General features: G+C 65.9%; 21 protein-coding genes. 3 read left to right on the forward strand and 18 right to left on the reverse strand.

Annotation, left to right across the window (positions count from 1 at the left end; translation table 11 throughout):
- Positions 1 to 5: 5 nt before the first annotated feature.
- Both RHO23_RS15115 and guaB read right to left on the reverse strand, forming a co-directional pair.
- Positions 6 to 1,142 carry a GuaB3 family IMP dehydrogenase-related protein gene (locus RHO23_RS15115; protein ID WP_057968006.1) on the reverse strand — a complete coding sequence of 379 codons (1,137 nt, stop codon included), beginning with the start codon at positions 1,140 to 1,142 and terminating at the stop codon, positions 6 to 8.
- Positions 1,143 to 1,168: 26 nt separating this feature from the next.
- Complete coding sequence (guaB, locus tag RHO23_RS15120) at positions 1,169 to 2,704, reverse strand: IMP dehydrogenase (RefSeq protein WP_057968007.1); 1,536 nt, start codon at positions 2,702 to 2,704, stop codon at positions 1,169 to 1,171.
- A gap of 163 nt (positions 2,705 to 2,867) precedes the next feature.
- Between guaB and RHO23_RS15125 the strand changes: the two genes are divergently transcribed.
- On the forward strand, positions 2,868 to 3,272 hold the full coding sequence (locus RHO23_RS15125) for a DUF5319 domain-containing protein (RefSeq protein ID WP_005056069.1): 405 nt from the start codon (positions 2,868 to 2,870) through the stop codon (positions 3,270 to 3,272).
- Positions 3,273 to 3,288: 16 nt separating this feature from the next.
- Here the strand turns inward: RHO23_RS15125 and RHO23_RS15130 are convergent, their stop codons facing one another.
- From RHO23_RS15130 to RHO23_RS15140, 3 genes are all read right to left on the reverse strand, one after another.
- Positions 3,289 to 4,722, reverse strand: coding sequence for an anti-sigma-D factor RsdA (locus RHO23_RS15130; protein WP_064410412.1), 1,434 nt, complete (start codon positions 4,720 to 4,722; stop codon positions 3,289 to 3,291).
- On the reverse strand, positions 4,715 to 5,296 hold the full coding sequence (locus RHO23_RS15135; protein WP_046254595.1) for a sigma-70 family RNA polymerase sigma factor: 582 nt from the start codon (positions 5,294 to 5,296) through the stop codon (positions 4,715 to 4,717). The genes RHO23_RS15130 and RHO23_RS15135 overlap by 8 nt, the downstream gene beginning before the upstream one ends.
- 89 nt (positions 5,297 to 5,385) lie before the next feature.
- Complete coding sequence (locus RHO23_RS15140; RefSeq protein WP_057968012.1) at positions 5,386 to 6,213, reverse strand: hypothetical protein; 828 nt, start codon at positions 6,211 to 6,213, stop codon at positions 5,386 to 5,388.
- A gap of 361 nt (positions 6,214 to 6,574) precedes the next feature.
- On the opposite strand from RHO23_RS15140, the gene RHO23_RS15145 reads away from it, so the two are divergent.
- The gene (locus RHO23_RS15145; protein WP_030096777.1) at positions 6,575 to 6,865 is read left to right on the forward strand and encodes a WhiB family transcriptional regulator; all 291 of its coding nucleotides are present in this window, start codon (positions 6,575 to 6,577) and stop codon (positions 6,863 to 6,865) included.
- A gap of 69 nt (positions 6,866 to 6,934) precedes the next feature.
- Here the strand turns inward: RHO23_RS15145 and RHO23_RS15150 are convergent, their stop codons facing one another.
- The gene (locus RHO23_RS15150; RefSeq protein ID WP_057968008.1) at positions 6,935 to 7,264 is read right to left on the reverse strand and encodes a DUF4333 domain-containing protein; all 330 of its coding nucleotides are present in this window, start codon (positions 7,262 to 7,264) and stop codon (positions 6,935 to 6,937) included.
- A 342-nt stretch (positions 7,265 to 7,606) separates the two neighbouring features.
- Between RHO23_RS15150 and RHO23_RS15155 the strand changes: the two genes are divergently transcribed.
- Positions 7,607 to 9,769 (forward strand): PE-PPE domain-containing protein, encoded by a 2,163-nt coding sequence (locus RHO23_RS15155; RefSeq protein WP_227465432.1) that lies wholly within the window; start codon positions 7,607 to 7,609, stop codon positions 9,767 to 9,769.
- 67 nt (positions 9,770 to 9,836) lie between these two features.
- Here the strand turns inward: RHO23_RS15155 and groL are convergent, their stop codons facing one another.
- From groL to glmS, 12 genes are all read right to left on the reverse strand, one after another.
- A complete protein-coding gene (gene groL, locus RHO23_RS15160) occupies positions 9,837 to 11,456 on the reverse strand; it encodes a chaperonin GroEL (RefSeq protein ID WP_057967504.1) in 1,620 nt (539 codons plus the stop codon).
- A gap of 106 nt (positions 11,457 to 11,562) precedes the next feature.
- Positions 11,563 to 11,862 carry a co-chaperone GroES gene (gene groES, locus RHO23_RS15165; RefSeq protein ID WP_005056050.1) on the reverse strand — a complete coding sequence of 100 codons (300 nt, stop codon included), beginning with the start codon at positions 11,860 to 11,862 and terminating at the stop codon, positions 11,563 to 11,565.
- A gap of 182 nt (positions 11,863 to 12,044) precedes the next feature.
- A complete protein-coding gene (locus tag RHO23_RS15170) occupies positions 12,045 to 12,443 on the reverse strand; it encodes a nuclear transport factor 2 family protein (protein ID WP_070915812.1) in 399 nt (132 codons plus the stop codon).
- A gap of 68 nt (positions 12,444 to 12,511) precedes the next feature.
- A complete protein-coding gene (gene tsaD, locus RHO23_RS15175; protein ID WP_057967503.1) occupies positions 12,512 to 13,546 on the reverse strand; it encodes a tRNA (adenosine(37)-N6)-threonylcarbamoyltransferase complex transferase subunit TsaD in 1,035 nt (344 codons plus the stop codon).
- Between the two features lie 12 nt (positions 13,547 to 13,558).
- A complete protein-coding gene (gene rimI, locus RHO23_RS15180; protein ID WP_057967502.1) occupies positions 13,559 to 14,026 on the reverse strand; it encodes a ribosomal protein S18-alanine N-acetyltransferase in 468 nt (155 codons plus the stop codon).
- On the reverse strand, positions 14,023 to 14,646 hold the full coding sequence (gene tsaB, locus RHO23_RS15185; RefSeq protein WP_423488032.1) for a tRNA (adenosine(37)-N6)-threonylcarbamoyltransferase complex dimerization subunit type 1 TsaB: 624 nt from the start codon (positions 14,644 to 14,646) through the stop codon (positions 14,023 to 14,025). Before tsaB ends, rimI begins: the two co-directional genes overlap by 4 nt.
- Complete coding sequence (gene tsaE / locus RHO23_RS15190; protein ID WP_070915315.1) at positions 14,643 to 15,110, reverse strand: tRNA (adenosine(37)-N6)-threonylcarbamoyltransferase complex ATPase subunit type 1 TsaE; 468 nt, start codon at positions 15,108 to 15,110, stop codon at positions 14,643 to 14,645. The genes tsaB and tsaE overlap by 4 nt, the downstream gene beginning before the upstream one ends.
- A complete protein-coding gene (locus RHO23_RS15195) occupies positions 15,107 to 16,198 on the reverse strand; it encodes an alpha/beta fold hydrolase (protein ID WP_046254613.1) in 1,092 nt (363 codons plus the stop codon). The genes tsaE and RHO23_RS15195 overlap by 4 nt, the downstream gene beginning before the upstream one ends.
- Positions 16,188 to 17,381 (reverse strand): alanine racemase, encoded by a 1,194-nt coding sequence (gene alr, locus RHO23_RS15200; RefSeq protein ID WP_418039863.1) that lies wholly within the window; start codon positions 17,379 to 17,381, stop codon positions 16,188 to 16,190. The genes RHO23_RS15195 and alr overlap by 11 nt, the downstream gene beginning before the upstream one ends.
- A gap of 49 nt (positions 17,382 to 17,430) precedes the next feature.
- Positions 17,431 to 18,849, reverse strand: a complete 1,419-nt coding sequence (locus RHO23_RS15205; protein ID WP_057965774.1) for a glutamate decarboxylase — start codon at positions 18,847 to 18,849, stop codon at positions 17,431 to 17,433.
- Between the two features lie 10 nt (positions 18,850 to 18,859).
- Positions 18,860 to 20,293 (reverse strand): bifunctional ADP-dependent NAD(P)H-hydrate dehydratase/NAD(P)H-hydrate epimerase, encoded by a 1,434-nt coding sequence (locus RHO23_RS15210; RefSeq protein ID WP_064409466.1) that lies wholly within the window; start codon positions 20,291 to 20,293, stop codon positions 18,860 to 18,862.
- Positions 20,294 to 20,411: 118 nt separating this feature from the next.
- Positions 20,412 to 22,277 (reverse strand): glutamine--fructose-6-phosphate transaminase (isomerizing), encoded by a 1,866-nt coding sequence (glmS, locus tag RHO23_RS15215; RefSeq protein ID WP_070927357.1) that lies wholly within the window; start codon positions 22,275 to 22,277, stop codon positions 20,412 to 20,414.
- Positions 22,278 to 22,342: the final 65 nt, after the last annotated feature.

Consider the following 22,342-nt stretch of genomic DNA (forward strand, 5'->3'; position numbering starts at 1 on the left):
CATGTCTAAGAGTTGACGGTCAGCCCGACCTTCTGAAATTCCTTCAGATCGCAGTATCCAGACTTCGCCATCGAACGACGGAGCCCACCAACAAGATTCAACGTGCCAAACGGGTCATCGGAAGGTCCGACGAGCACCTCGCTCAGCGGCGGCCGCTCCCCCACCGCCACCTGCAGCAGCGCGCCACGAGGCAACGAGGGATGCGCGGCAGCATTCGGCCAGAACCACCCGTCACCGGCGGCCTCCTGCGCGGCGGCCAGCGGCGTCCCCAGCACGACGGCATCGGCACCGCAGGCGATGGACTTCGCGAGGTCACCCGAGGTGTGGATATCGCCGTCGGCCAGCACATGCACGTACCGGCCACCGGTCTCGTCGAGATACTCGCGGCGTGCGGCAGCGGCGTCCGCGATGGCCGTGGCCATCGCGACACTGATACCCAGCACCTCGCCGCTGGTCGTCGCGCCCGCGGTCTGCCCGTACCCGACGATGACACCGGCAGCACCCGTACGCATCAGATGCAGCGCCGTGCGGTGATCGATGACGCCACCGGCGACGACGGGGATATCCAGCTCGGAGATAAAGGTTTTCAGGTTGAGCGGCTCGCCGTCACGGGCCACCCGCTCGGCCGAGACGATGGTGCCGTGGATGACCAGCAGGTCGATACCGGCAGAGATCAAGTGCGGGGTGAGTAGCTGCGCATTCTGCGGGCTCACCCGCACGGCGGTGGTCACTCCGGCACTGCGAACTTCTGCGATGGCCGTCGCCAGCAGCTCGGGATCGATTGGCGCCGAATGCAACTGCTGCAGCAGGCGAATCGCGGCGGAAGGCTCGGGCTCCTTCTGGGCGACCTCGACCACCTCGGCGATGCGGGCCTCGACATCGGCGTGCCGGCCCCACAATCCCTCGCCGTTGATGACGCCTAGCCCGCCGGCCCGCCCGAGCTCTATGGCGAACTGCGGCGAAACCAGCGCGTCGGTCGGGTGCGCCACCACCGGAATCTCGAAGCGGTAGGCATCAAGCTGCCACGCCGTCGACACGTCCTGCGAGGAACGCGTGCGGCGCGACGGGACAATGTTCACGTCATCGAGTTCATAGGTACGACGAGCTGTTCTGCCCATGCCGATTTCGACGAGGTCACGCATGTTGACTTCCTTTGCGGTGCCGACTGTTAACGCACGTAGTAGTTCGGCGCTTCGGCCGTCATGGTGATGTCATGCGGATGGCTCTCCTTGAGCCCGGCCGCGGTGATCTGTACGAACTGAGCGCGCTGCAGCTCTTCGATGCTCGATGCCCCGGTGTACCCCATGGCGGCACGCAGGCCACCCGTCAATTGATGCATGACCGTCGACAACGGACCGCGGAACGGAACCCGGCCCTCGATGCCCTCGGGCACCAGCTTGTCTTCGGACAACACGTCGTCCTGGAAGTAGCGGTCCTTCGAGTAGCTCCGCCCGGTGTTCCCGGCAGCACCCCGTCCCTGCATGGCGCCCATGGACCCCATGCCGCGGTAGCTCTTGAACTGCTTGCCGTTGACGAAGATCAATTCACCGGGCGACTCGGCGGTGCCCGCCAGTAGAGAGCCGAGCATCGTCGTGGACGCGCCGGCGGCAAGCGCCTTGGCGATATCGCCCGAATACTGCATGCCGCCGTCGGCGATCACCGGAACACCAGCCAGGTGGCAGACCGCCGAGGCCTCCAGAATCGCGGTGATCTGCGGTGCACCAACGCCGGCCACCACACGGGTGGTGCAGATGGAGCCCGGGCCCACGCCGACCTTCACCGCGTCGGCGCCCGCCTCGATGAGCGCCGCGGCACCCGACCGGGTGGCGATATTCCCGCCGACCACGTCGACGCGCTCACCCACCTCGGCCTTGAGCTTGCCGACCATGTCCAGCACCTTGCGGTTGTGCGCATGCGCCGTGTCCACGATCAGCACATCGACGCCCGCGTCAACGAGCGCCATGGCCCGCGTCCAGGCGTCATCGCCCACACCGACCGCCGCGCCGACCAGAAGCCGTCCGTCGCTGTCCTTGGTGGCATTGGGATGCTGCTCGGTCTTCGCGAAATCCTTGACCGTGATGAGGCCCGTCAGACGGCCATCACCGTCGACGATGGGAAGCTTCTCGATCTTGTTGCGCCGCAACAGCCCCAGCGCAGCGTCGGCAGTCACGCCCTGGCGCGCGGTGATCAGCGGCGGCTTGGTCATCACCTCGGCGACCGGCTTGGACAGATCGGCCTCGAACCGCATGTCCCGGTTGGTGATGATCCCCACGAGCGCGCCCTGAGGATTCACCACCGGTAGACCCGAAATACGGAATCGCGCACACAGCGCGTCGACCTCGGCCAGGGTGTTCTCGGGCGAGCAGGTCACCGGGTTGGTCACCATGCCGGCCTCGGACCGCTTGACCGTCTCGACCTGGCCGGCTTGATCCTCCAGCGACAGGTTGCGGTGCAGCACGCCCATCCCGCCGGCACGCGCCATCGCGATCGCCATCCGGGCCTCGGTCACGGTGTCCATCGCCGAGCTGACCAGCGGCACATTGAGCCTGATCCGCTTGGTCAGCTGAGACGAGGTGTCCGCACCGTTCGGCAACACATCCGATGCCGCGGGCAGCAACAGCACATCATCGAAGGTCAGACCGAGCATGGCGACCTTGTGCGGATCGTCGCCGCCGGTGTGGACGGACCCTGCCGCAATGGTCATTCAAGCCTCCATGCCAGATAGCCGTCGTATACATCCCCAGTGCGCTATGGATGCGCAATAGAGCGGATTATGTCCATCCTATCGGCTCGCCTCGTTCTCGATATCCCCGGACATGCCCCAGGTGAGCTGGCGCGCGAACCCGCGAATTGCGTACTCTAAGAGTGTGCGCGACCACTTTCCGCCGGGATTGCCACCTGACCCCTTCGCCGACGATCCCCATGATCCGTCGGCCGCGCTCGATGCGATCGAGCCGGGCCAGCCGCTCGACCCGCAGGAGCGGATCGCGGTCGAGGAAGATCTCGCGGATCTCGCGGTCTACGAGGCGCTACTCGCCCACAAGGGGATTCGCGGGCTGGTCGTTTGCTGTGACGAATGCCAGCAGGACCACTATCACGACTGGGACATGCTCCGCGCGAACCTGCTGCAGCTGCTCGTTGACGGAACCGTCCGTCCGCACGAACCGGCCTTCGATCCCGAGCCTGAAGCCTATGTGACCTGGGATTACTGCCGCGGATACGCGGATGCCTCACTCAACGAGGCAGCGACCGACCGCGACGGATTCCGCTGATTTAGCCGCTTTCGGCTTACTCGCCGGCGCTCGCGCCCGAGCCGCTGCCGTGGCTGGACGACCCACCCCCGGGATTGGCCGGCGCCACCGGCACCGAAGTCATTGGCGGGGCGTGCCGCGACGGACCGTCTATCCCCGAACCCGCGCTTCCGCCACCGCCGGGGAATCCGTTGATGCTCCCCGAGCCCGGGTTGTTCACGGAACCAGGGCTGTTGATCGAGCCGGGGCTGTTGATGGAACCGGGGTTGTTCACGGGTGCCTGGAAGATCGGTACCGGGTTGTCGGGGGTCCGAGTGATCGGTGACGGCGCCTGAATCGTCGTCGGCGCGGTGATCACCGGAGCGTCAGCAGCTCCGTGCGGGGTGGTGACGATGGTCACTCCGGCGGGAGTCGTCGGGGCGGTCACGATCGATGCCGTAGACGGCACCACGGTGCTGACCGTCACGCTCGGCACCGACGTCGTCACCCCCGGGACGGACGTGGATGTCACGGGCGCCGAGGGTGCCGTCGTCGTCTCCGTCACGATGGACGGGGTCGACGTAGCCGTTGACGTCGATATGGACGGTGTCGAGGTCGCCGGCACCGTGGTCGACGGCGACGTGGAGCCGGCTGAGCCGGAAGTGCTCGTCGATGTCGAACCGGACGAACTGGGGGTCTCCGTCGGCGCCGAGGTGGTGGCGGTCGTCTCCGACGTGGATATGGACGGCGTCGTGGAGGTCGTATCCGACGCCGAGGTTGATATCGACGTCGTGGAAGTCGTCGAGGTCGTGGTGGCCGCAATCACCGGAGGCGACAACATGATTCGCGGCGTCGCGGTCGCCATCTCCGGCGGCACGGTCGCCACGGGGTCCTTGGCATCGATCCTGACCTCCGCCTGCTGCACCCGGCTGGCCAGTTCGGCCTTCTGCTGGGCGTCGCCGACCTCATTCACGCGCGCGGCGGCAACCCCAAGCTGCTGCTGCGCCCCTTCCCAATCACCTTGGGAAATAAGCTTTTCCACCTGGGCGAGTTCGGTCTGCGCCGAGAGCACCACGGGGTCGGTGCGCACCGCCGGGCCCGCGCCGAACAACGAGGTACGCAGCCCATACAACGCGTCACCGGGGTGCGATTGGTACACCGCCGCGCCGAATCCGCCGAAGAGCAAAGTGACAGCAGCGGCCGAACCCACCGTCGTGGCCAGCAGCCGGGAACGGCCACCGCGCTCACGCAGCGCGTTACGCGCCTGCCCGAGAGTGGGTTTGGCCGGCATCGGTTCGCGTCCAACATCCTCGCGCCACGCCGCCAGCATCATCGCCACGGCGTACTCGTCGGAATCGGAAGTCGCCACTGGCAGATCCGCCGCGATGGCATCGATCATCCGATTGGTGCGCCGCAATGCCGCCAGGTCCTCGGGACCCTCGTTCTCCTGCCCGCCCTGGCCGCCGGGGAACCATCCGCGTCCATCAGCCACGGTGATCACCGCCCGCCCGCGTCATCTCTGCCTTCAGTCTCTGCAGTGCCCGGTGCTGCGCCACCCGCACCGCGCCCGCACTACTACCCACCGCATCGGCGGTCTCTTCCGCCGACAGGCCCACGACGACCCGAAGGATCAGGATCTCGCGCTGCTTCTCGGGCAGCACCTCCAGCAGTGCCTGCATCCGCCGCGCCGACTCGGAGTTCAGCGCCTCCTGCTCGGGTCCCGCATGGCGGTCGAACTGCTCCGGAAGGCTCTCAGCCGGATCGGACTTGTCTCGAGCCATCGCACGATGCGCATCGGCCACCTTGTGCGCGGCGATGCCGTACACAAACGCCAGGAACGGGCGTCCCTGATCCTGATAGCGAGGCAGCGCTGCGATCACCGCGAGACACACCTCCTGCGCAACATCGTCTGCGGAGAGACCACTTCTTTCCGCCGTGCCGACCCGCGCGCGGCAATATCGCACCACGACGGGCCGGATGGCACTAAGTACCTCGGAGAGCGCGTCGCGATCGCCTTTGACGGCAGCAGCAACGACGTCGTCGAGCCCGCTCTCCGTACTTGTCATCGACTGCGCATTCCCCAGCGTTACGTGTGATGCACCGTGGTGGTGCTGTTACCTAGGACAATAGCGTTGGCTGCAGACGGGGAACGCATTTAGTCCACCGCCTCAAGACGCCAGCGGCCGCCCGCATGGGCTATCCAGGCGGCACAGTCGCGGCGAACAGCAACAAGGTCTTCGCGGCCCTGCCCCACCTCTCCGGAGGCCGGCAGACTCGCCAACATCGCCGCCAGCGCCCAGCGCAGCGGCACCAGTGCGTTCACCGTCGCAGCCTGCAATCCGCGGGCGGCGACGACCGCGGACTCATCGAAATCACCGGCGCTGCTGAGCGCCGCCGCGAGTACCATCGCTGTCTTGACCTGGTGTCTTACCGAAGGCACGTCACGCGCGAGACGTTCGGCGGTGCAGGCGTACCGCAGCGACCGCGCACCGTCTCCGGACACCATCGCCAGCTCGGCGCGCACCCAGGCCAGCCGCAAAGGCAGGCGCCACGGCCAACGAACATCACCGTGCGCAGACAACGACTCGGCCTGATCCAGTAAAGCGTGAGCAAGTGGGAACCGCGCCAGTCCCAGCGCATCTGCCGCCAGCCCGACAAACGCATCGGACCGAGCCTCGGCATCGCCATCGGCCAGTGCCAACGCGCGGCCGTCCAACCCGCGCGCCTGTGCATGCCAGCCAAGCTGACGCACCAGGGATGCGCGTGTGCTCAGCGCCCGCGAGGCCAACGCGCCGGGCCGCGACACCGCGATGGCATCCAGCTCTGCATGCGCGGCGGCATAGCGTCCGGATCCCCCCAGAGCCACGGCACGCAGCCAGACATCCTCGGGCGTGACGGCGACGGGAAGCGGCCAGATTGCTGGGAGCGGCCCGAAGGCGGCGTCGGTAAGCACCGCTGCTGCGGACGATCGGAAAGTCACCATGGGCGCGGTCACGGTACCAATTCCCCAAGAAATGGAGTTAACAGTTGATGCAGCGGATGTTAAATCCACGTCAACGGACGGCGTAAACAGTTGCCGAACGCCGCATTAAGGAAACGGAAAACCCACGGCCAAAACGGGCTGACCACGCAGGTGAGCGAGCGTTACGTACCAACGAAGAGCAAAGACGATGAACGTGATGTTAATTCTGGACCTAATGGCGTGATGTTGCCATGATCATCGCCTATTGACTGGATTTCGACCGCGCACCTACTTTGTGTACACCGCTTGTCATCGGCGACACGTCTGGTGCTACTTCACTCACGCGCAGGTCGACTGCGCGCGCAGCGAGAGGGTTAACCACATGCCGCAGCCACAGCAATTGCCTGGGCCCAACGCAGATATTTGGGATTGGCAGATGAAGGGCCTTTGCCGAGGGGTCGATTCGTCAGTGTTCTTCCATCCCGACGGTGAACGCGGCCGTGCCCGCGCTCAACGCGAGATGAAGGCCAAAGAGATGTGCCGGGCGTGCCCGGTGCTGGTGCAGTGCCGCGCACATGCGCTGGCCGTTGCCGAGCCCTACGGAATCTGGGGTGGACTTTCGGAGTCCGAGCGCGAACTGATCCTGCGCCGCGGGATACGTCGCTCCGCGTAATACGTACAGCATGCGTTGGGCCCCCGCGACCAGATGGTGGCGGGGGCCTAACGTTTGCGGAGACGCGACCTAGGCGGCGGAGCCCGCCGGCCGGTCATCGACCTTCCAGTTGAAAGCGATCTGCGACCCCTGGACGTCGGTCGCCATGACCGTGACATCGATCGTCTTTCCCTCCGCATCGACGACCGCGCACCGCTGAGTTGCGCCCTTCTCACCCTTCAACGGTCCCTCACACGTGGCGCCAGTGAGCGTGACCCCGGTCTTGTCCCGGATTCCGTCCTTGAGCCCCTGCTCCAGCTTCGCCTTGGCGAGTTCAGGTGACGATGCCCCCAAGCCGAAGTTCGCCTCGCAGCCCGAGAGCAACAGCCCGGCCAGGACAAGCGCCGTCAGTCGTGACATCCGAGTGGCCATCCGTTCAGTAAACCTCGGCAACTCCGAACACCAAAGGCGACGCCTGTCGGCCGGTCCCACCCCCATAAGGGATTGGGGTGGGACCCCAAACACGGACGCTATTTATTGGTCTCCAAAAGTTACTCATCAGTACGAAATGAATGTTAACTTTTCGGCGCCGGGCCGGGTGTGACCTGCATTACTCATCGCCATCTCGGCGCATGTATTAGGTCATTTATCTCGCACAACGACGGGAACGGGGCATAGATGGACATTCTCAGATGTAGAGAATCAAAATTCACTTATAGCGACCATTGGAGCAAGAGTTCCGAGGTCACATTCGCAAAGAGCGTGAGGAAACTGAGCCAGAGCATTGGCGCCAGCGGTGCTGCCGTGGCGCTGATACTCGCGGGAACATCTCCCGGAGCGCCCGCGGTGCATTCGGCGCTGAGGCCGGCCTATACGGCCGAAGTCCGGTTGACCGGAACCACCATTGGCGTGGGCGGCTCGTTTGAAGGGTTCGGGTTGACCATCCCCGCGTACTTCTACGGCAAGATCGTCCCGGAGGGAGACACGTACCACTCGGTTCCCTATCCGGGCAGTATCAACCTGAATTACCCGATCCTGTCCGACCTCCCCGGCCTGTCCGATCTCCCCTACTGGCCGCAGTCGATGACCAAATCCACCGACAAGGGCGCGTCGTTTGTGCTCACCGACCTGAAAAAAGTGCCGGCGGGCGAGAAGGTCACGCTGGCCGGACTGTCGCAGGGGGCGCAGGTGCTCGAAGTGGTGCGAGCCGCCATGGCCAACGACCCCGCCTACGTCGCGAACGCCCAGAACTACAACTTCACTCTGCTGGGCAACCCATCGCGCCCGGTGGGCGGCATGCTGACGCGCTTAGGGTTCCTCAGCCAGGTACCGGTCTTGAACGACCTCTTCCCCTTCGGCCGGCCAGGCCCGGTCGACAGCCCATTCAAGACTGTCGACTACCAGAATCAGTACGACGGCTTTGCCGACTTCCCCGCCTACTTCAACCCGCTGGCGATCACGAACTCCCTTGTCGGAATCGCTTTCGAACATATCTTTCCCGGATATGCCCTCGACAACCCGAACAACCCGAATGCGGTATCAACCACGGTGGGGAACACGACGTACGTGACCATCCCCCAGCTGCTACCCATCCTGTACCCGTTCCATGTCGCGGCAGCGACGATCGGTGCGCAGCGATTCGTGGACTTCCTCGACCCCGTGCTCCGGGTTTTCGTGGAAGCCGGGTATGACCGCACCGCCGACCCCAGCAAGGTACAACAGCTCAGCCTCTTCACACCGATGAGCAAGATCGTGCAAGCCATTGGCCAACTGCCGGCCGCGATCGCCGAAAGCATGGCGATTCTGGGCGGAAAGCCCTACAACCCGACGGTGCCCGCGCCGATCGTGCCAGGGCAGGCAGTCGATCCGACCGCCACCACAACGGGAACGGCCGAAGCAGTCGGCGCCGAGACAACGACCGCTCTCTCGCCGACCGGCGTGACCGGGCTGGCAACCCCGGTCAAGGCCGGTCCCACAGGGTTGATCGGCCTGCAGTCGGTGCCGGTGATCGGCCCGATCATCAAAGCCATCACGGCGACGCTGCCCAAGGCACTCGGCAACCTGCTGGCCACAATTGCCAGTAACCCCAACACCGTGCTTGGCCGTATCGTCACGGCACTGGCAGGTACGCCCAACAATGCTCCACCGGCCACCGTTACAGCTCAGTCGCCGGAAAAGCCCGCAGCCGATACGAACCCGCACATGGTGGCGGCAGTACCCGCTTCCCGGGAAGTGGACTCTGCCAAGGCGACCCCGGCTCAGCTGACCGCCAAGTCCGCTCCGCACAGTGCAACTGCTGCGCCGGAGACGAATTCGAGTGCCGCCCACACGCCGCCGCCCGCCGCCGCGACGGGAACCAGCGCACAGGTGTACGAGACAGTGGCTACGCAGACGCCACAAGCCGAGGAATCCAAGGCCGCCGCCGCTACCGCGCCAGAGAACCAGGAGCCTGCCGGTAAGGCCGCGACGCCTCCGACAAGCTCGCCAGAAGCGACAGCCACCTCACCCAAGAGCACCACACTCACGTCGCCGAAGAACGGCACGGCCAAACCTATTGCCCATGAGGGGGTTTCCTCGTCGGCGGTGAGCGCGCCGGACGTCACGGCCACCTCACCCAAGAGCGCGACGCTTACGTCTCCGAAAAATGGAGCGGCCACGGCAGAGACCACGAGCGGCCGCAAAGAGGCCGCCACGTCAACGTCTGATTCTGGCCGACCTGAGCACGCGTCCGCAGCATCGGACAACAGCCCACAGGCCAAATCCGCCTCCCCGGTGACGGATAAGAGCAACGGTTCAGCGCAGCCGTCGTCGTCGGGGCCAGACAGTGAGCATCACTCGTCGACGGCAGGGGCCGGTGGGCCGTCCTCGCACTCGACTGGTTCACATGCGGGTTCGGCACCGAAGGCTTCCAAGGCCGCCGCGTAGCAGTCCTCGACGGGCATAGGAAAACACCCCCGGTCCTGTTGGGCCGGGGGTGTTTTCGCGTGTATGCCTAGTGAGCGTGGCCGTGATGGCCATGCCCGTGATCTGCTTCCTCGGCCGGCTTATCGACGATGCTGGTCTCGGTGGTCAGGATCATCCGTGCGGCGGACGCCGCGTTGATGACGGCCGAACGTGTCACCTTCACCGGATCGATGACGCCATCGGCGATCAGGTCGCCGTACTCGAGCGTGGCGGCATTGAAGCCATGCCCCGCGTCCAGCTCGGCTACCTTGCTGACCACAACGGCTCCGTCCAGCCCCGCATTGGCGGCGATCCAGAACAGTGGCGCCGACAACGCGGACTCGAACACGTCGACACCCTTGGCCTCGTCACCCTTGAGCTCGACACGCAAACCGTCCAGCGCCGAACGAGCCTGCACCAGGGCGCTGCCGCCACCGGCGACGATGCCCTCCTCCACAGCGGCCTTGGCCGCCGAGACGGCGTCCTCGACACGGTGCTTACGCTCCTTGAGCGCGGTGTCGGTGGCAGCGCCCACCTTGATCACCGCGACACCGCCGGCCAGCTTGGCCAGGCGTTCCTGCAGCTTCTCGCGGTCCCAGTCAGAGTCGGTGGTCTCGATCTCCGCCTTCAGCTGAGCGACACGCGCCTTGATGGCATCCTCGGTGCCGCCGCCCTCGACGATGACCGTCTCGTCCTTGCTCACCACGATGCGGCGTGCGGTGCCGAGCACCTCGATGCCCGCCTCGCGCAGCGACAGACCCACATCGGGGTTGACCACCTGGGCGTTGGTGACGATCGCCAGGTCCTCCAGGAACGCCTTGCGGCGGTCGCCGAAGAACGGCGCCTTCACCGCGACGGCCTTGAGGGTCTTGCGGATCGCGTTGACGACCAGAGTGGACAGCGGCTCACCCTCCACGTCCTCGGCCACGATTAGCAGCGGCTTACCCTCCTTGGCCACCAGCTCCAGCAGCGGCAGCAGATCGGGCAGCGAGCTGATTTTGTCGCGATGCAGCAGCACCAGCGCGTCTTCCAGGATCGCCTTCTGCTCATCGAAGTCGGTCACGAAGTACTGCGACAGGTAGCCCTTGTCGAACTGCACACCGTCGGTGATGACCAGCTCGGTGTTGATGGTCGACGATTCCTCGACGCTGACCACACCGTCGCCGCCAACCTTGGTCATGGCCTCGCCGACCAGCTCGCCGATCTCCGGATCGCGCGAGGAGACCGTGGCCACCTGGGCGATGGCGTGCTCACCGGACACCGGTGCGGCCACCGTCAGCAGACGCTCGGACACCGCGTCCGCGGCGCGGGCGATACCGGCGCCGAGCGCAATCGGGTTGGCACCAGCGGCCACATTGCGCAGACCGGCCTTGACCAGCGCCTGCGCCAGCACCGTGGCGGTGGTGGTGCCGTCACCGGCGACGTCGTTGGTCTTGGTCGCCACCGACTTGACCAGCTGGGCACCCAGGTTTTCGAAGGGGTCTTCCAGGTCGATGTCGCGGGCGATGGTGACGCCGTCGTTGGTCACGGCGGGACCGCCGAATGCCTTGGCCAGCACCACGTGCCGACCACGGGGACCGAGCGTGACCTTGACCGCGTCGGCCAGCTTGTTGACCCCGGCTTCCAGGGCGCGGCGCGCGGTCTCGTTGAATTCGATCAGCTTGCTCATGTGTTCTCTCTATTCGGCTGATTCAGCACCGACAGGAATGGGTAAAACGCGTGCCGCCCCGGAAAACGCCTGCAACGCAGGTGGTTTCCGGGGCGGTCACACGGTGTTACTTGCTAACGACAGCCAGCACGTCGCGAGCCGACAGAATCAAGTACTCCTCGCCGTTGTACTTGATCTCGGTGCCGCCGTACTTGCTGTAGATGACGACGTCACCCTCGGACACGTCCAGGGGGATCCGCTTTTCGCCATCCTCATCCCAGCGGCCGGGGCCAACTGCGACGACGGTGCCTTCTTGCGGCTTCTCCTTGGCGGTGTCCGGGATGACCAGACCGGAAGCGGTCGTGGTCTCGGCCTCATTGGCCTGTACGAGGATCTTGTCCTCGAGTGGCTTGATGTTCACGGCCACAGTGATCCCTTTCCCTCTCAGGGTGGCTCGGTGGGCCTGATGCCCATGAGCCTGGATTGTCAACAGATGCTTCGGCGGCCGGATGAGTGCCGCGCCGTCGTCGCGGGTGCCGACACGACGTCAACCGATCGCCATCTAGCACTCTATACATGAGAGTGCTAGCGCTCAAGGCTGGGTTGTCGTTACCCGCTCAGGGTCCCGGGATCCATGAGCAGGTGGGCCGACACATCACCGACCATCTCCACATCCACCCGGCGCGAGCTGAAGTACCACCCGTGCTCGTCACGGCCGAACGTATCCCGGTATCGACCCACGACGATCGGCTGCAGCGGCAGCTGCTCGGTGGCCTGCACCACGCAAAACGTCGACCGCGCCGAGGCCGTGCGGTCGCCCGCGACCTCGACGATCGGGTTGAGCACCAGATGCCTGGTGCGCGGGGTGCCGCCGGTCTCGCGGTAGCGACGGGTGGTGGTGAAGAAGAGCTTGGTAATGGCCGAGGCGCCGGACACACTGCCCTGCTCGCCGCCGAAGGAGCCGCGGCCGAGGAGCTCCCCGACTCCGTCGAAGTCCCCCGCGTCCATCAGCTCGGCGTATCGATACAACAGATCGGTGATGGCAAGGCGGTCGGCCACGCTGTCGCTGGGGCCCGTCACCGCACCTGCCCCTTCACCACCGGCAGCCCAGGATCTGCCGCGGCCTGCAGCGAGGAGGGCTCGGCGCCCGCAGCCACCAGATGCGCCGCGAAGGAAGCGATCATGGCGCCGTTGTCGGTGCACAACCGCAGCGGTGGCACGCGAAGCGTCAGACCGGCCTCGGCACACCGCTGCTCGGCAAGTACGCGTACCCGCGAGTTGGCGGCCACACCACCGGCGATCAGCAGCGTCGAGACCCCCAGGTCCGCCGCCGCGCGCACCGCCTTCATGGTCAACACATCGGCGACCGCCTCCTGAAAGCCCGCAGCCACATTGGCGGCAGAGAAATCCGAGTCTTCGCGGTGTTTTTCCATGTAGCGGGCAACGGCCGTCTTAAGCCCCGAGAAACTGAAGCTGTGTCTGTCGTCGCGCGGCCCCGTCATGCCTCGCGGAAAGGGGACAGCCGATGAATCCCCTTGTTGCGCAAGCTCGTCGAGCACTCTGCCGCCCGGGTACCCCAGGCCGAGTAGCCGCGCGACCTTGTCATAGGCCTCACCGGCGGCATCATCCACCGTGGCACCGAGTTCCTCGATGGGCTCGGCCAGCGAGCGCACATGCAGCAGGCTGGTGTGCCCGCCCGAGACCAGCAGCGCCACGCATTCGGGCAGCGGCCCGTTCTCGTAGACATCGGCGGCAATGTGCCCGCCCAGATGGTTCACCCCATAGAAGGGCACCCCCCAGGCCAATGCCAGCCCCTTGGCGGCCGATACCCCGACCAGGAGCGCACCCGCAAGACCCGGACCGATGGTCGCGGCGACCACGTCGGGCTTCTGCACGCCTGCGATGTCTAGCGCGCGCCGCGCGGTGACGCCGAGTGCCTCCAGATGCGCGCGGGACGCGATCTCCGGCACCACGCCACCGAAACGTGCGTGCTCGTCGACGCTGGAGGCCACCTCATCGGCCAACAGCACCACCGACCCGTCGGGGGTCAGCTCGGCGATACCCACTCCGGTTTCGTCGCAGGAGCTTTCGATGGCGAGGATGACTGTCATGGCCGCACCAGCCTATTTCACGATGCCCTGCGCAGGGCGTTTCATGGTGAACGCATCGGCTCCGCTGCCCGGGTAGTACCGCTTGCGCACGCCGACGGTCTCGAATCCGGTGCCGTGGTAGAGCGTGATCGCCGCCGCATTGTCGGTGCGGACCTCCAGGAACACCGGCCCCGGATCCCGATCCGCATGCGCAAGCAGCTCGTCCAGCAGACGCCGTCCGATGCCCTGTTTCTGGTAGGCGGGATCCACGCCGATGGTGTGGATCTCGTACTCCGGTTCGTGATGCCCCAACCGGGAGATGCCGCCGTATCCCACCAGCGTGTGCCCGTCCCTGGCCGCCAGATAGTGGATGTGAGCGGACGCGAGCTCCGCGCGGAAGGCCGACTCCGGCCACGGGTCATCACCTGCGAACAGAATGGCCTCAAGTTCGGCGCACCGACGGGCGTCGCGCCGGCGAAGAGGCTTCAGCTCGACCGTCATCGACGCGGTTCTTTGGCGTCGGGGCGACGCAGATACAGCGGCGTCAGTGCACCCGGAGGCTGTCCCCAGTCAACCACCTGTACCAGCCGCGACGGAGACGGGAACTGACGGTCAAGCACCGGGAGATCGAAAAGCGCTGTGTGATGCGGCGATCCAGCCACCAGGGTGTAGCCCTGCACCGAGACGTCCGCGGGCGCGTCGACGGCCGGGCCGCCGATGCGTGTTCCGTCGTGGTAGCCGGCCCAGTACACCTCACGCCGGCGCGCGTCGGTGACGACGAGCACGCTGCCGGTGGTGTCATGGCCGATCGCGTCGAGTGTGCACACCGGGTACACCGGGATATCCAGCGCCAGGCCCATCGCCGCGGCGGTCGCCATCCCGACGCGCAGTCCGGTGAACGGACCCGGACCGCAACCCACCACAATCGCGTCGAGTTCACCGACGGCGACCCCGGCATCGGCACACGCCGCCCCGATATTGGGGGTAAGCGCCTCAGCATGTCCCTTGGCACCCATGGTGATTCGTTCGGACAAGGCCTGCACCGATCCGTCCGGCGCCCGTCTCACAAGCCCCGCTGTGATGGCGGGGGTGGCGGTGTCCAGGGCAAGTATCACGCTCACGGCTTACGGCTCCAATGCCAGGTTGCGGTGCGTTCATCGGAGTCGGGCGCGCGTTGCAGCCGGATGTCCAGATGGTGTTCCGACAACCGTTCTGCCAGCCCCTCGCCCCACTCCACGACGACCACCGAATCGTCCAGGTCGGTATCGAGATCCAGTGAGTCGAGCTCGCCGAGCAGGTCGGCCCCGTGATGTTCCAGCAGCCGATAGACGTCCACATGTACCAGTGCCGGTGCACCCGGGCGCCGCGCCTCGTGGACGCGGGCCAGCACGTACGACGGCGAGGTGATGGGGCCGTCGACATCCATGCCCACCGCGATTCCCTTGGTCAATGCGGTCTTTCCCGCCCCCAGCGCACCATCGAGCACGACGACGTCGCCCGCGGCGAGGTCACGCCCGATCCGTGCCCCGAAATCCAGTGTGTCCTGCAGTGTGGGCAACGCGATGCGTCCCGACTCATCGATCACAGTCCGGTCCGATCACGCAGACGCTGTTTGATGGCAGCGAAAAGTGTTGGTGTCGAGCGCCTGACAAGACGATCGATGCCGTCGTTGACGATTCCGGGATGTTCCAGTTGCACCAGATGCCCCGATTCGCGCACCAGGATCAACTCGTTGTGCCCGCTCGACCCCAATTGCGCTGCCATGGACTCCGATTGAACCAGCGGGGTGAGCATGTCGGTATCACCGCATACCACCAGGCTCGGCAGCGGCGCGATGGTCGGCAATGCCGCCGTCTCGTCGTGCTCCTCGAGCGCCCGCAGAAAATCCACGATGGTCGTGACGGGTGTCTGATGAATCATGCGCTCACTGAACCTCACCAAGGTCGGGCTCACCCGCTGACCTCCGTATGAGGCGGCCTGCAGCACCGGACCGACGAGCGACTTGACCGCGCCGCGGCCGTGGTGGGCGGGCCGCGGCGCGTAGTGCACGGCCGTGCGCAGCACCCGCAGCGCCGGATTGCGCAACCCCTCACCGATAGCAGTATGCGAAAGACCTTCGGCCGCACTGGCGATCAACCCGACCCCGACAATCCTGCGGCCGTACTGCTCGGGATGACGTCCGGCGTGGGCAAGGATGGTCATGCCGCCCATCGAATGCCCCACCAGGACAGCATTACCGCGAGGTACCAACACCCTCAGCACCGACTCGAGATCGTCGCCGAGCTGGCGGATGGTGCACGACTTGGGAGCCGGCAGGCCCGAGCGCCCGTGTCCGCGCTGGTCATAGAAGACCATGCGGACGTTGTCTCCCCAGCGGCTCGCGAGCTCGCGGCGCTGGAAATGAAACGACGCCATCTGCAGACAGAAGCCATGTACGAACACGACGGTCAGCGGCGCGTTCGACGGACCCACCTCCCGAACCGCCAGCGGCACACCGTCGTCGGTCATCACGATGCTGCCGCGATCGGTCTCCAAGAGGTCGAAATCCTCGTCGCGGTAGGGATCATCGAACCTGCGTCTACCGATCGAGCGCGCGGTGCCGACACCTGCCACCGTCACCACCGCACCGAGCCCCGCCACGCCGGCCAGCCAGGCGTTCGACTTACTGCTCAACGGTCCTGGAATCCCGGTACGTTCGCACCACCCTGCCGCGTGGGCAGGTCACCACCTCGTAGGCGATGGTGTCGAGCAGCTCCGCCCATTCCTGCGCGGTGGGTTCCCCCGCCGCACCCGAACCGAAAAGCGTTGCGACATCGCCGGCCCGCACCCCGGCCTCGTTGTCTCCCACGTCAACCACGAACTGGTCCATGCAGACACGGCCGATGTTCGGGTAGCGGCGCCCTCCGATGGCCACCTCGAAGCGGTTACCCAGTCCACGGACCACGCCATCGGCGTAACCGATCCCGATGAGGGCCGCGTTGGTATCGCGCGAAGCAGTCCATACGTGTCCGTAGGACACTCCTTCACCGGCCCGCACCGGCTTCACCGACGACACCGCGCACGTGAGCGACATCGCCGGAATCAGGCCGGTCTGTATCTCGCCCGGCATCGGGTTGACGCCGTACAGCGCAATACCCGCGCGCACCATGTCATATCGGACATCGGGACGAGTCAGCGTGGCCGCCGAATTCGACAGGTGTGCCACCTCGTAACGCAGCCCCAGATCACGTGCCAGCTCGAGCGCCTCGTCGAACCGGCCTTTCTGCATGTCGATGGTGGGATTACCGAGCTGATCGGCATACGCGAAATGAGACATGATGCCGCGCACCCGAATTGACTGCTCGGCCTGCGCCTTTGCCAACGCCTCGAAAAGGTCGCGGGTGTACTCGGCCGGTACCCCGTTGCGATTGAGCCCGGTATCCACCTTGACGGTCGTGATCGCCTGACGCCCGGTGGACTGCGCCGCGTCAAGCAACTCGCTGAGCTGATCGAGCGAAGACACCGCGACCTGGACATCGGCCTTCAGCGCGGCGGCGTAGTCGGCGCCCGGGGCATGCAGCCAGGCGAGCAGCGGCGCGTCGATCCCACCCGCGCGGACCTGCAGCGCCTCACTGATGGTGGCGACACCGAGTTCGTCGGCCCCGGCCGCGAGCGCGGCACGTGCCACCGGCAAGGCTCCGTGCCCGTAGCCGTCGGCCTTGACGACCACCATGAGCCGGGCCTCGCCGGCGTACTCACGCAGCAACTGGACGTTGTGCGCAATGGCACCCAGGTCGACGACCGCCTGCGCGGTCGTCTCACCCGTGTTCGGCGGGAGGCCGTCCGTTGTCGTCGAAGTTGTCGTCACCGGCTCTATTGTCCCATCCGCGTCAGATCCCCGAGTCGCTGCGCTCCCGCCCGCCGTATCAGTGCGCGAACGGCTGCACCGCGTCGAAGTGCCCGTTCGGTTTCAGCTCGTCAAGCCCCTTCAACACGGTGATGAGGTCATCGCGGAGCGCACGGGCAAGATCACCTGAGAAGCCTTCGCGCACCACCACCCGCAGCACCGCGACATCGGTGACGTCCTCGGGCATCGTGTAGGCCGGCACCTGCCAGCCAAAGGCCCGCAACGAATGCGAGATGTCGAACTCCGTGTATGGGCGGTCGCCCTTGAGCCGGAACGACACCACCGGAATCGCCGAGCCGTCGGTGATCACCTCGAAGTGCTCGCTCTTGTTCAGCTCGTCGCCGAACCAGCGGGCGGTCTCCGACAGACAGCGCATTACCTGCGCGTAACCGGCCCGCCCCAATCGCAGGAAGTTGTAGTACTGCCCGACCACCTGATTACCCGGGCGGGAGAAGTTGAGGGTGAATGTCGGCATATCTCCGCCGAGGTAGTTGACCCGGAACACCAGGTCTTCGGGCAGGTGTTCCTTGCTGCGCCACACCACGAAGCCGATTCCCGGATAGGTAAGGCCGTACTTGTGCCCACTGACGTTGATCGACACCACCCGGGGCAGCCGGAAATCCCAGTGCAGTTCGGGGTGCAGGAACGGCACCACGAATCCGCCGCTGGCGGCGTCCACGTGTACCGGGACATCCGGCTTGCCGGGCGTGGCCGCCAAAGTGTCCAGTGCCGCGCAGATCTCGGCAATCGGCTCCAGCTCACCGGTGAAGGTGGTGCCCAGAATGCCCACGACCCCGATGGTGTCCTCGTCCACCGCGTCGAGCACCTGCTCGGGAGTGATGACGTACCGGTCCTTCGCCATCGGGAGATATCGCGGCTCAACGTCGAAGTACCGGCAGAACTTCTCCCACACCACCTGCACGTTGGACCCCATCACCAAGTTCGGCGTGCGGCCCTTCCAGCCGTCACCGATCTTGGCGCGCCAGCGCCACTTGAGGGCCAGCCCGGCGAGCATCACCGCCTCACTGGATCCGATGGTCGATACCCCGATCGCCGATGACGGGTCCTCGGCAGATAGATCATCGGCGTGGAACAGATCGGCCACCATGGCCACGCACCGCGACTCGATCGCGGCGGTCGCCGGGTATTCGTCCTTGTCGATCATGTTCTTGTCGAACGTCTCGGCCATCAGCTTCTCGGCCTCGGGATCCATCCAGGTCGTGACGAAGGTGGCCAGGTTGAGCCGCGAACTGCCGTCGAGCATCAGTTCGTCGTGAATGAACCGGTAAGCGGCCTGCGGATCCATCGGCTCGTCGGGGAGGCGTAGGGCCGGGATGGGCGCTGTCGACAACCGGCCGGTGTATGCGGGGCTGAAGGACGAGGCGTTGATCTTTCCGGCGTGCGCCGAAAGACTGAACTGATCGCGGGGATTCGACATAAGCCGATTCTCACCCTATTTCGGCGACCGCCCAACGTAGATGCCCAAGAAGACGGGAAGCCGAAATGGGAGCTTTACCCGGACCGGGATCTGCCGCGGCGGCAGACGCCGCGCGGGCGTGCACGTAAGCCCCCATCGCCGCGGCCTTGTCGGCGGGAACTCCGGCGGCCAGCAGCGCACCGATCACACCCGAGAGCACATCGCCCGAGCCCGCCGTCGCCGCCCATGACCCGTGTGCCTTGTTTACGTACGCAGTTCCGTCCGGCTGTGCGATGACGGTGACGTTGCCCTTGAGGAGCACCGTGGCGCCCAGCCGCAGCGCCAACGACCGCGCGGCGCCAACCCGATCGGGGCCCGGAGGTTCACCTGCGAGCCTGCGGTACTCACCGGCATGCGGGGTCAGGAGCGTGGGGGCGTCGCGTGCTGCCACGAGATCAGCCAGCTCGGGGTGCTCGGCGAGGATCGTCAGGGCGTCGGCATCGACGAGTACCGGCAGCCCGCCCGAGAGCACCCGCCGCAGGGTTCGCGTCTGGCGCTCGCCGGTTCCGTATCCGGGACCGATCACCCAGGCCTGTACCCGGCCCGCGGCCTCTTCCGTCTGAGTGGCAATCACTTCCGGCCAATGCGAAACCACCTCGGCAGCAGCCGATCCGGCGTATCGAACCATCCCGGCCGTGGCAGCCACGGCCGCACCCGCACACAAGATGGCGGCCCCCGGATAGGTATGCGATCCCGCCAGCACACCCGTCACGCCTTGCGTGTACTTGTCATCGGCAGGTCCGGGAATAGGCCAGGCGAGGGCCACATCGCGGGCGTCGAGTTCCCGGATTGTCGTGGCGGGCAGATCAAGCCCGATGTCGACCAACCGGACCTCGCCGCAATCACCAAGAGCATGAACGGGTTTGTAGCCACCGAACGTCACCGTGACGGCGGCCCGGAAGGCCGCTCCGTCCACTGTGCCGGTGTGCACGTCTACGCCACTGGGGATGTCCACCGCGATCACCGGAATACCCTCGGCATTGATCTGTTCGGCGATCTCGGCGGCTCCCGGCCGCAGCGGGCCGGTCCCCGAAATTCCTACGACGCCATCCAGAACCAGATCGGTATCGCCGGGCACCGCGGACACCACCCGGCCGCCGGCCTTACGGAAGGCGGCAAGACCCGCACGGTGGGCCCGCTCGGGATTCAGCAGCACCGCGCTGGTTGATACTCCGCGCCGGCGCAGGAAGGTCAACGCCCACAAGGCGTCTCCCCCGTTATCTCCGGAACCGACGATCGCGCACACACGGCGCCCGACCACCACGCCGGCCCGCCGCGACAACTCGTCAGCGACGATCGTGGCCAATCCGTATGCCGCACGCCGCATCAGGACCCCTTCGGGCAGGGCGGCCAGCAGCGGTGCCTCGGCTTCCCGAATCTGCTCGGCGCTGTAGTAGAACTTCATGAATCGTGGGCTCCCCTCGCTCCCTCTTCGCCGTCGAGGAACTGGTGGGCGTGCGATGCAGACGGTACGCCGCGGGGTCGGCGACGCAGGGTTGGCGCGCCACAGGATGCAGACGCCGCTATTCGACGGTTACCGACTTGGCCAGGTTCCGCGGTTTGTCCACGTCGTATCCCCGGGCCTGCGCCACCGCCGCGGCGAACACCTGCATCGGAATCGTGGAGAGCAACGGCTGGTACAACGTCGACACCGCCGGAATCTCGATGAGGTGGTCCGCGTACGGCCGGATCGTCTCATCCCCCTCTTCGGCGATCACGATCGTCCGCGCCCCGCGAGCCTGAATCTCACGAATGTTGCTGAGCAGCTTCGAATGCAGCAACCCCATGCCCTTGGGTGACGGCATCACCACGATGACCGGCAGCCCCTCTTCGATCAGCGCGATCGGCCCGTGCTTGAGCTCTCCGGCCGCGAATCCCTCGGCGTGCATGTACGCCAGCTCCTTGAGCTTGAGCGCACCCTCCAGCGCCACCGGATATCCGACATGGCGCCCCAGGAACAGGATGCTGGAGGACTGCGCGTACTGCCGCGCGAGATCGGCGACCGGATCCATAGCGGCGATGACGCGCTCGATCAACTCCGGCATGGCCTCCAGCTCGTGGTACTCACGAGCCACTTCGTCGGGGTATTTGGTCCCGCGAGCTTGCGCCAAGGCCAGGCCCACAATGTAATTGGCGGTCACCTGCGCCAGGAATGTCTTCGTCGCGGCGACACCGATCTCCGGCCCGGCCCGCGTGTAGAGCACCGCATCGCATTCACGGGGAATCTGCGAACCGTTGGTATTACAGACGGCCAGCACCTTGGCCTTCTGCTCCTTGGCGTGCCGCACCGCTTCCAGGGTGTCCGCAGTCTCACCCGATTGCGAAATGGCGACGACGAGCGTGCTGCGATCCAAAACCGGGTCGCGGTAGCGGAATTCGCTCGCGAGCTCGATCTCCACGGGCAGCCGTGTCCAATGCTCGATGGCGTACTTGGCCAGCAGGCCCGAATGGAATGCCGTACCGCAGGCCACCACGAACACCTTGTCGATATCGCGCAGTTCCTGATCGGAGAGCCGCTGCTCATCGAGAATTATCCGGCCAAGGTCGAAGTGCCCCAACAAGGTGTCGGACACCGCCGCCGGCTGTTCGGCGATCTCCTTGAGCATGAAGTATTCGTAGCCGCCCTTTTCCGCGGCCGACAGGTCCCAGTCGATCGTGAAGACCCGCGCATTGTCGGCGTCATCGTTACCCGCGAAGTCGGTGATGCGATAGCCGTCCGCGGTGATCACCACAACCTGGTCCTGCCCCAGTTCGACGGCTTCCCTGGTGTATTCGATGAACGCGGCAACGTCGGACCCGAGGAACATCTCGCCGTCGCCGATACCCACGACCAGCGGGGTGGACCGGCGTGCGGCCACGATCGTGCCCGGGTCGTCGGCGTGGGAGAAGACGAGAGTGAAGTGCCCCTCCAGCCGTCGCACCACAGCCTGCACCGACGCCACGAAGTCGCCGGCGGTGTCTCCGGATTCGTACTGGCGCGCCACCAGATGCACGGCCACCTCGGAGTCGGTGTCGCTGGCGAATTCGACGCCCGCGGCCTCCAGCTCGGCACGCAACGCGGGGAAGTTCTCAATGATCCCGTTATGGACCACCGCGACCTTGCCGGTCGCATCCCGATGCGGGTGAGCGTTGCGGTCGGTGGGGGCACCGTGGGTGGCCCAGCGGGTGTGCCCCATGCCGGTGGTAGCGCCGAAGGATTCTCCCGATTCCGCGATCGCGGATTCCAGGTTGGCCAGCCGGCCCGCCTTGCGCTGCACCAGCAGCCCGCCGCTGCCGTCGGCCAGCGCAACCCCCGCCGAGTCATAGCCCCGGTACTCGAGCCGCCGCAGCGCCTCGAGGACGACACCAAGGGCGTCCCGGTGGCCGACGTACCCGACGATTCCGCACATAGCCCACCAGGGTAGTTCAGTTCCCGCTGCGGTCCGCAACGACAACGATCAGCTACGGTCATGCC

It is taken from the genome of Mycobacteroides sp. PCS013 (assembly GCF_049532645.1).
Taxonomy (GTDB): domain Bacteria; phylum Actinomycetota; class Actinomycetes; order Mycobacteriales; family Mycobacteriaceae; genus Mycobacterium; species Mycobacterium gwanakae.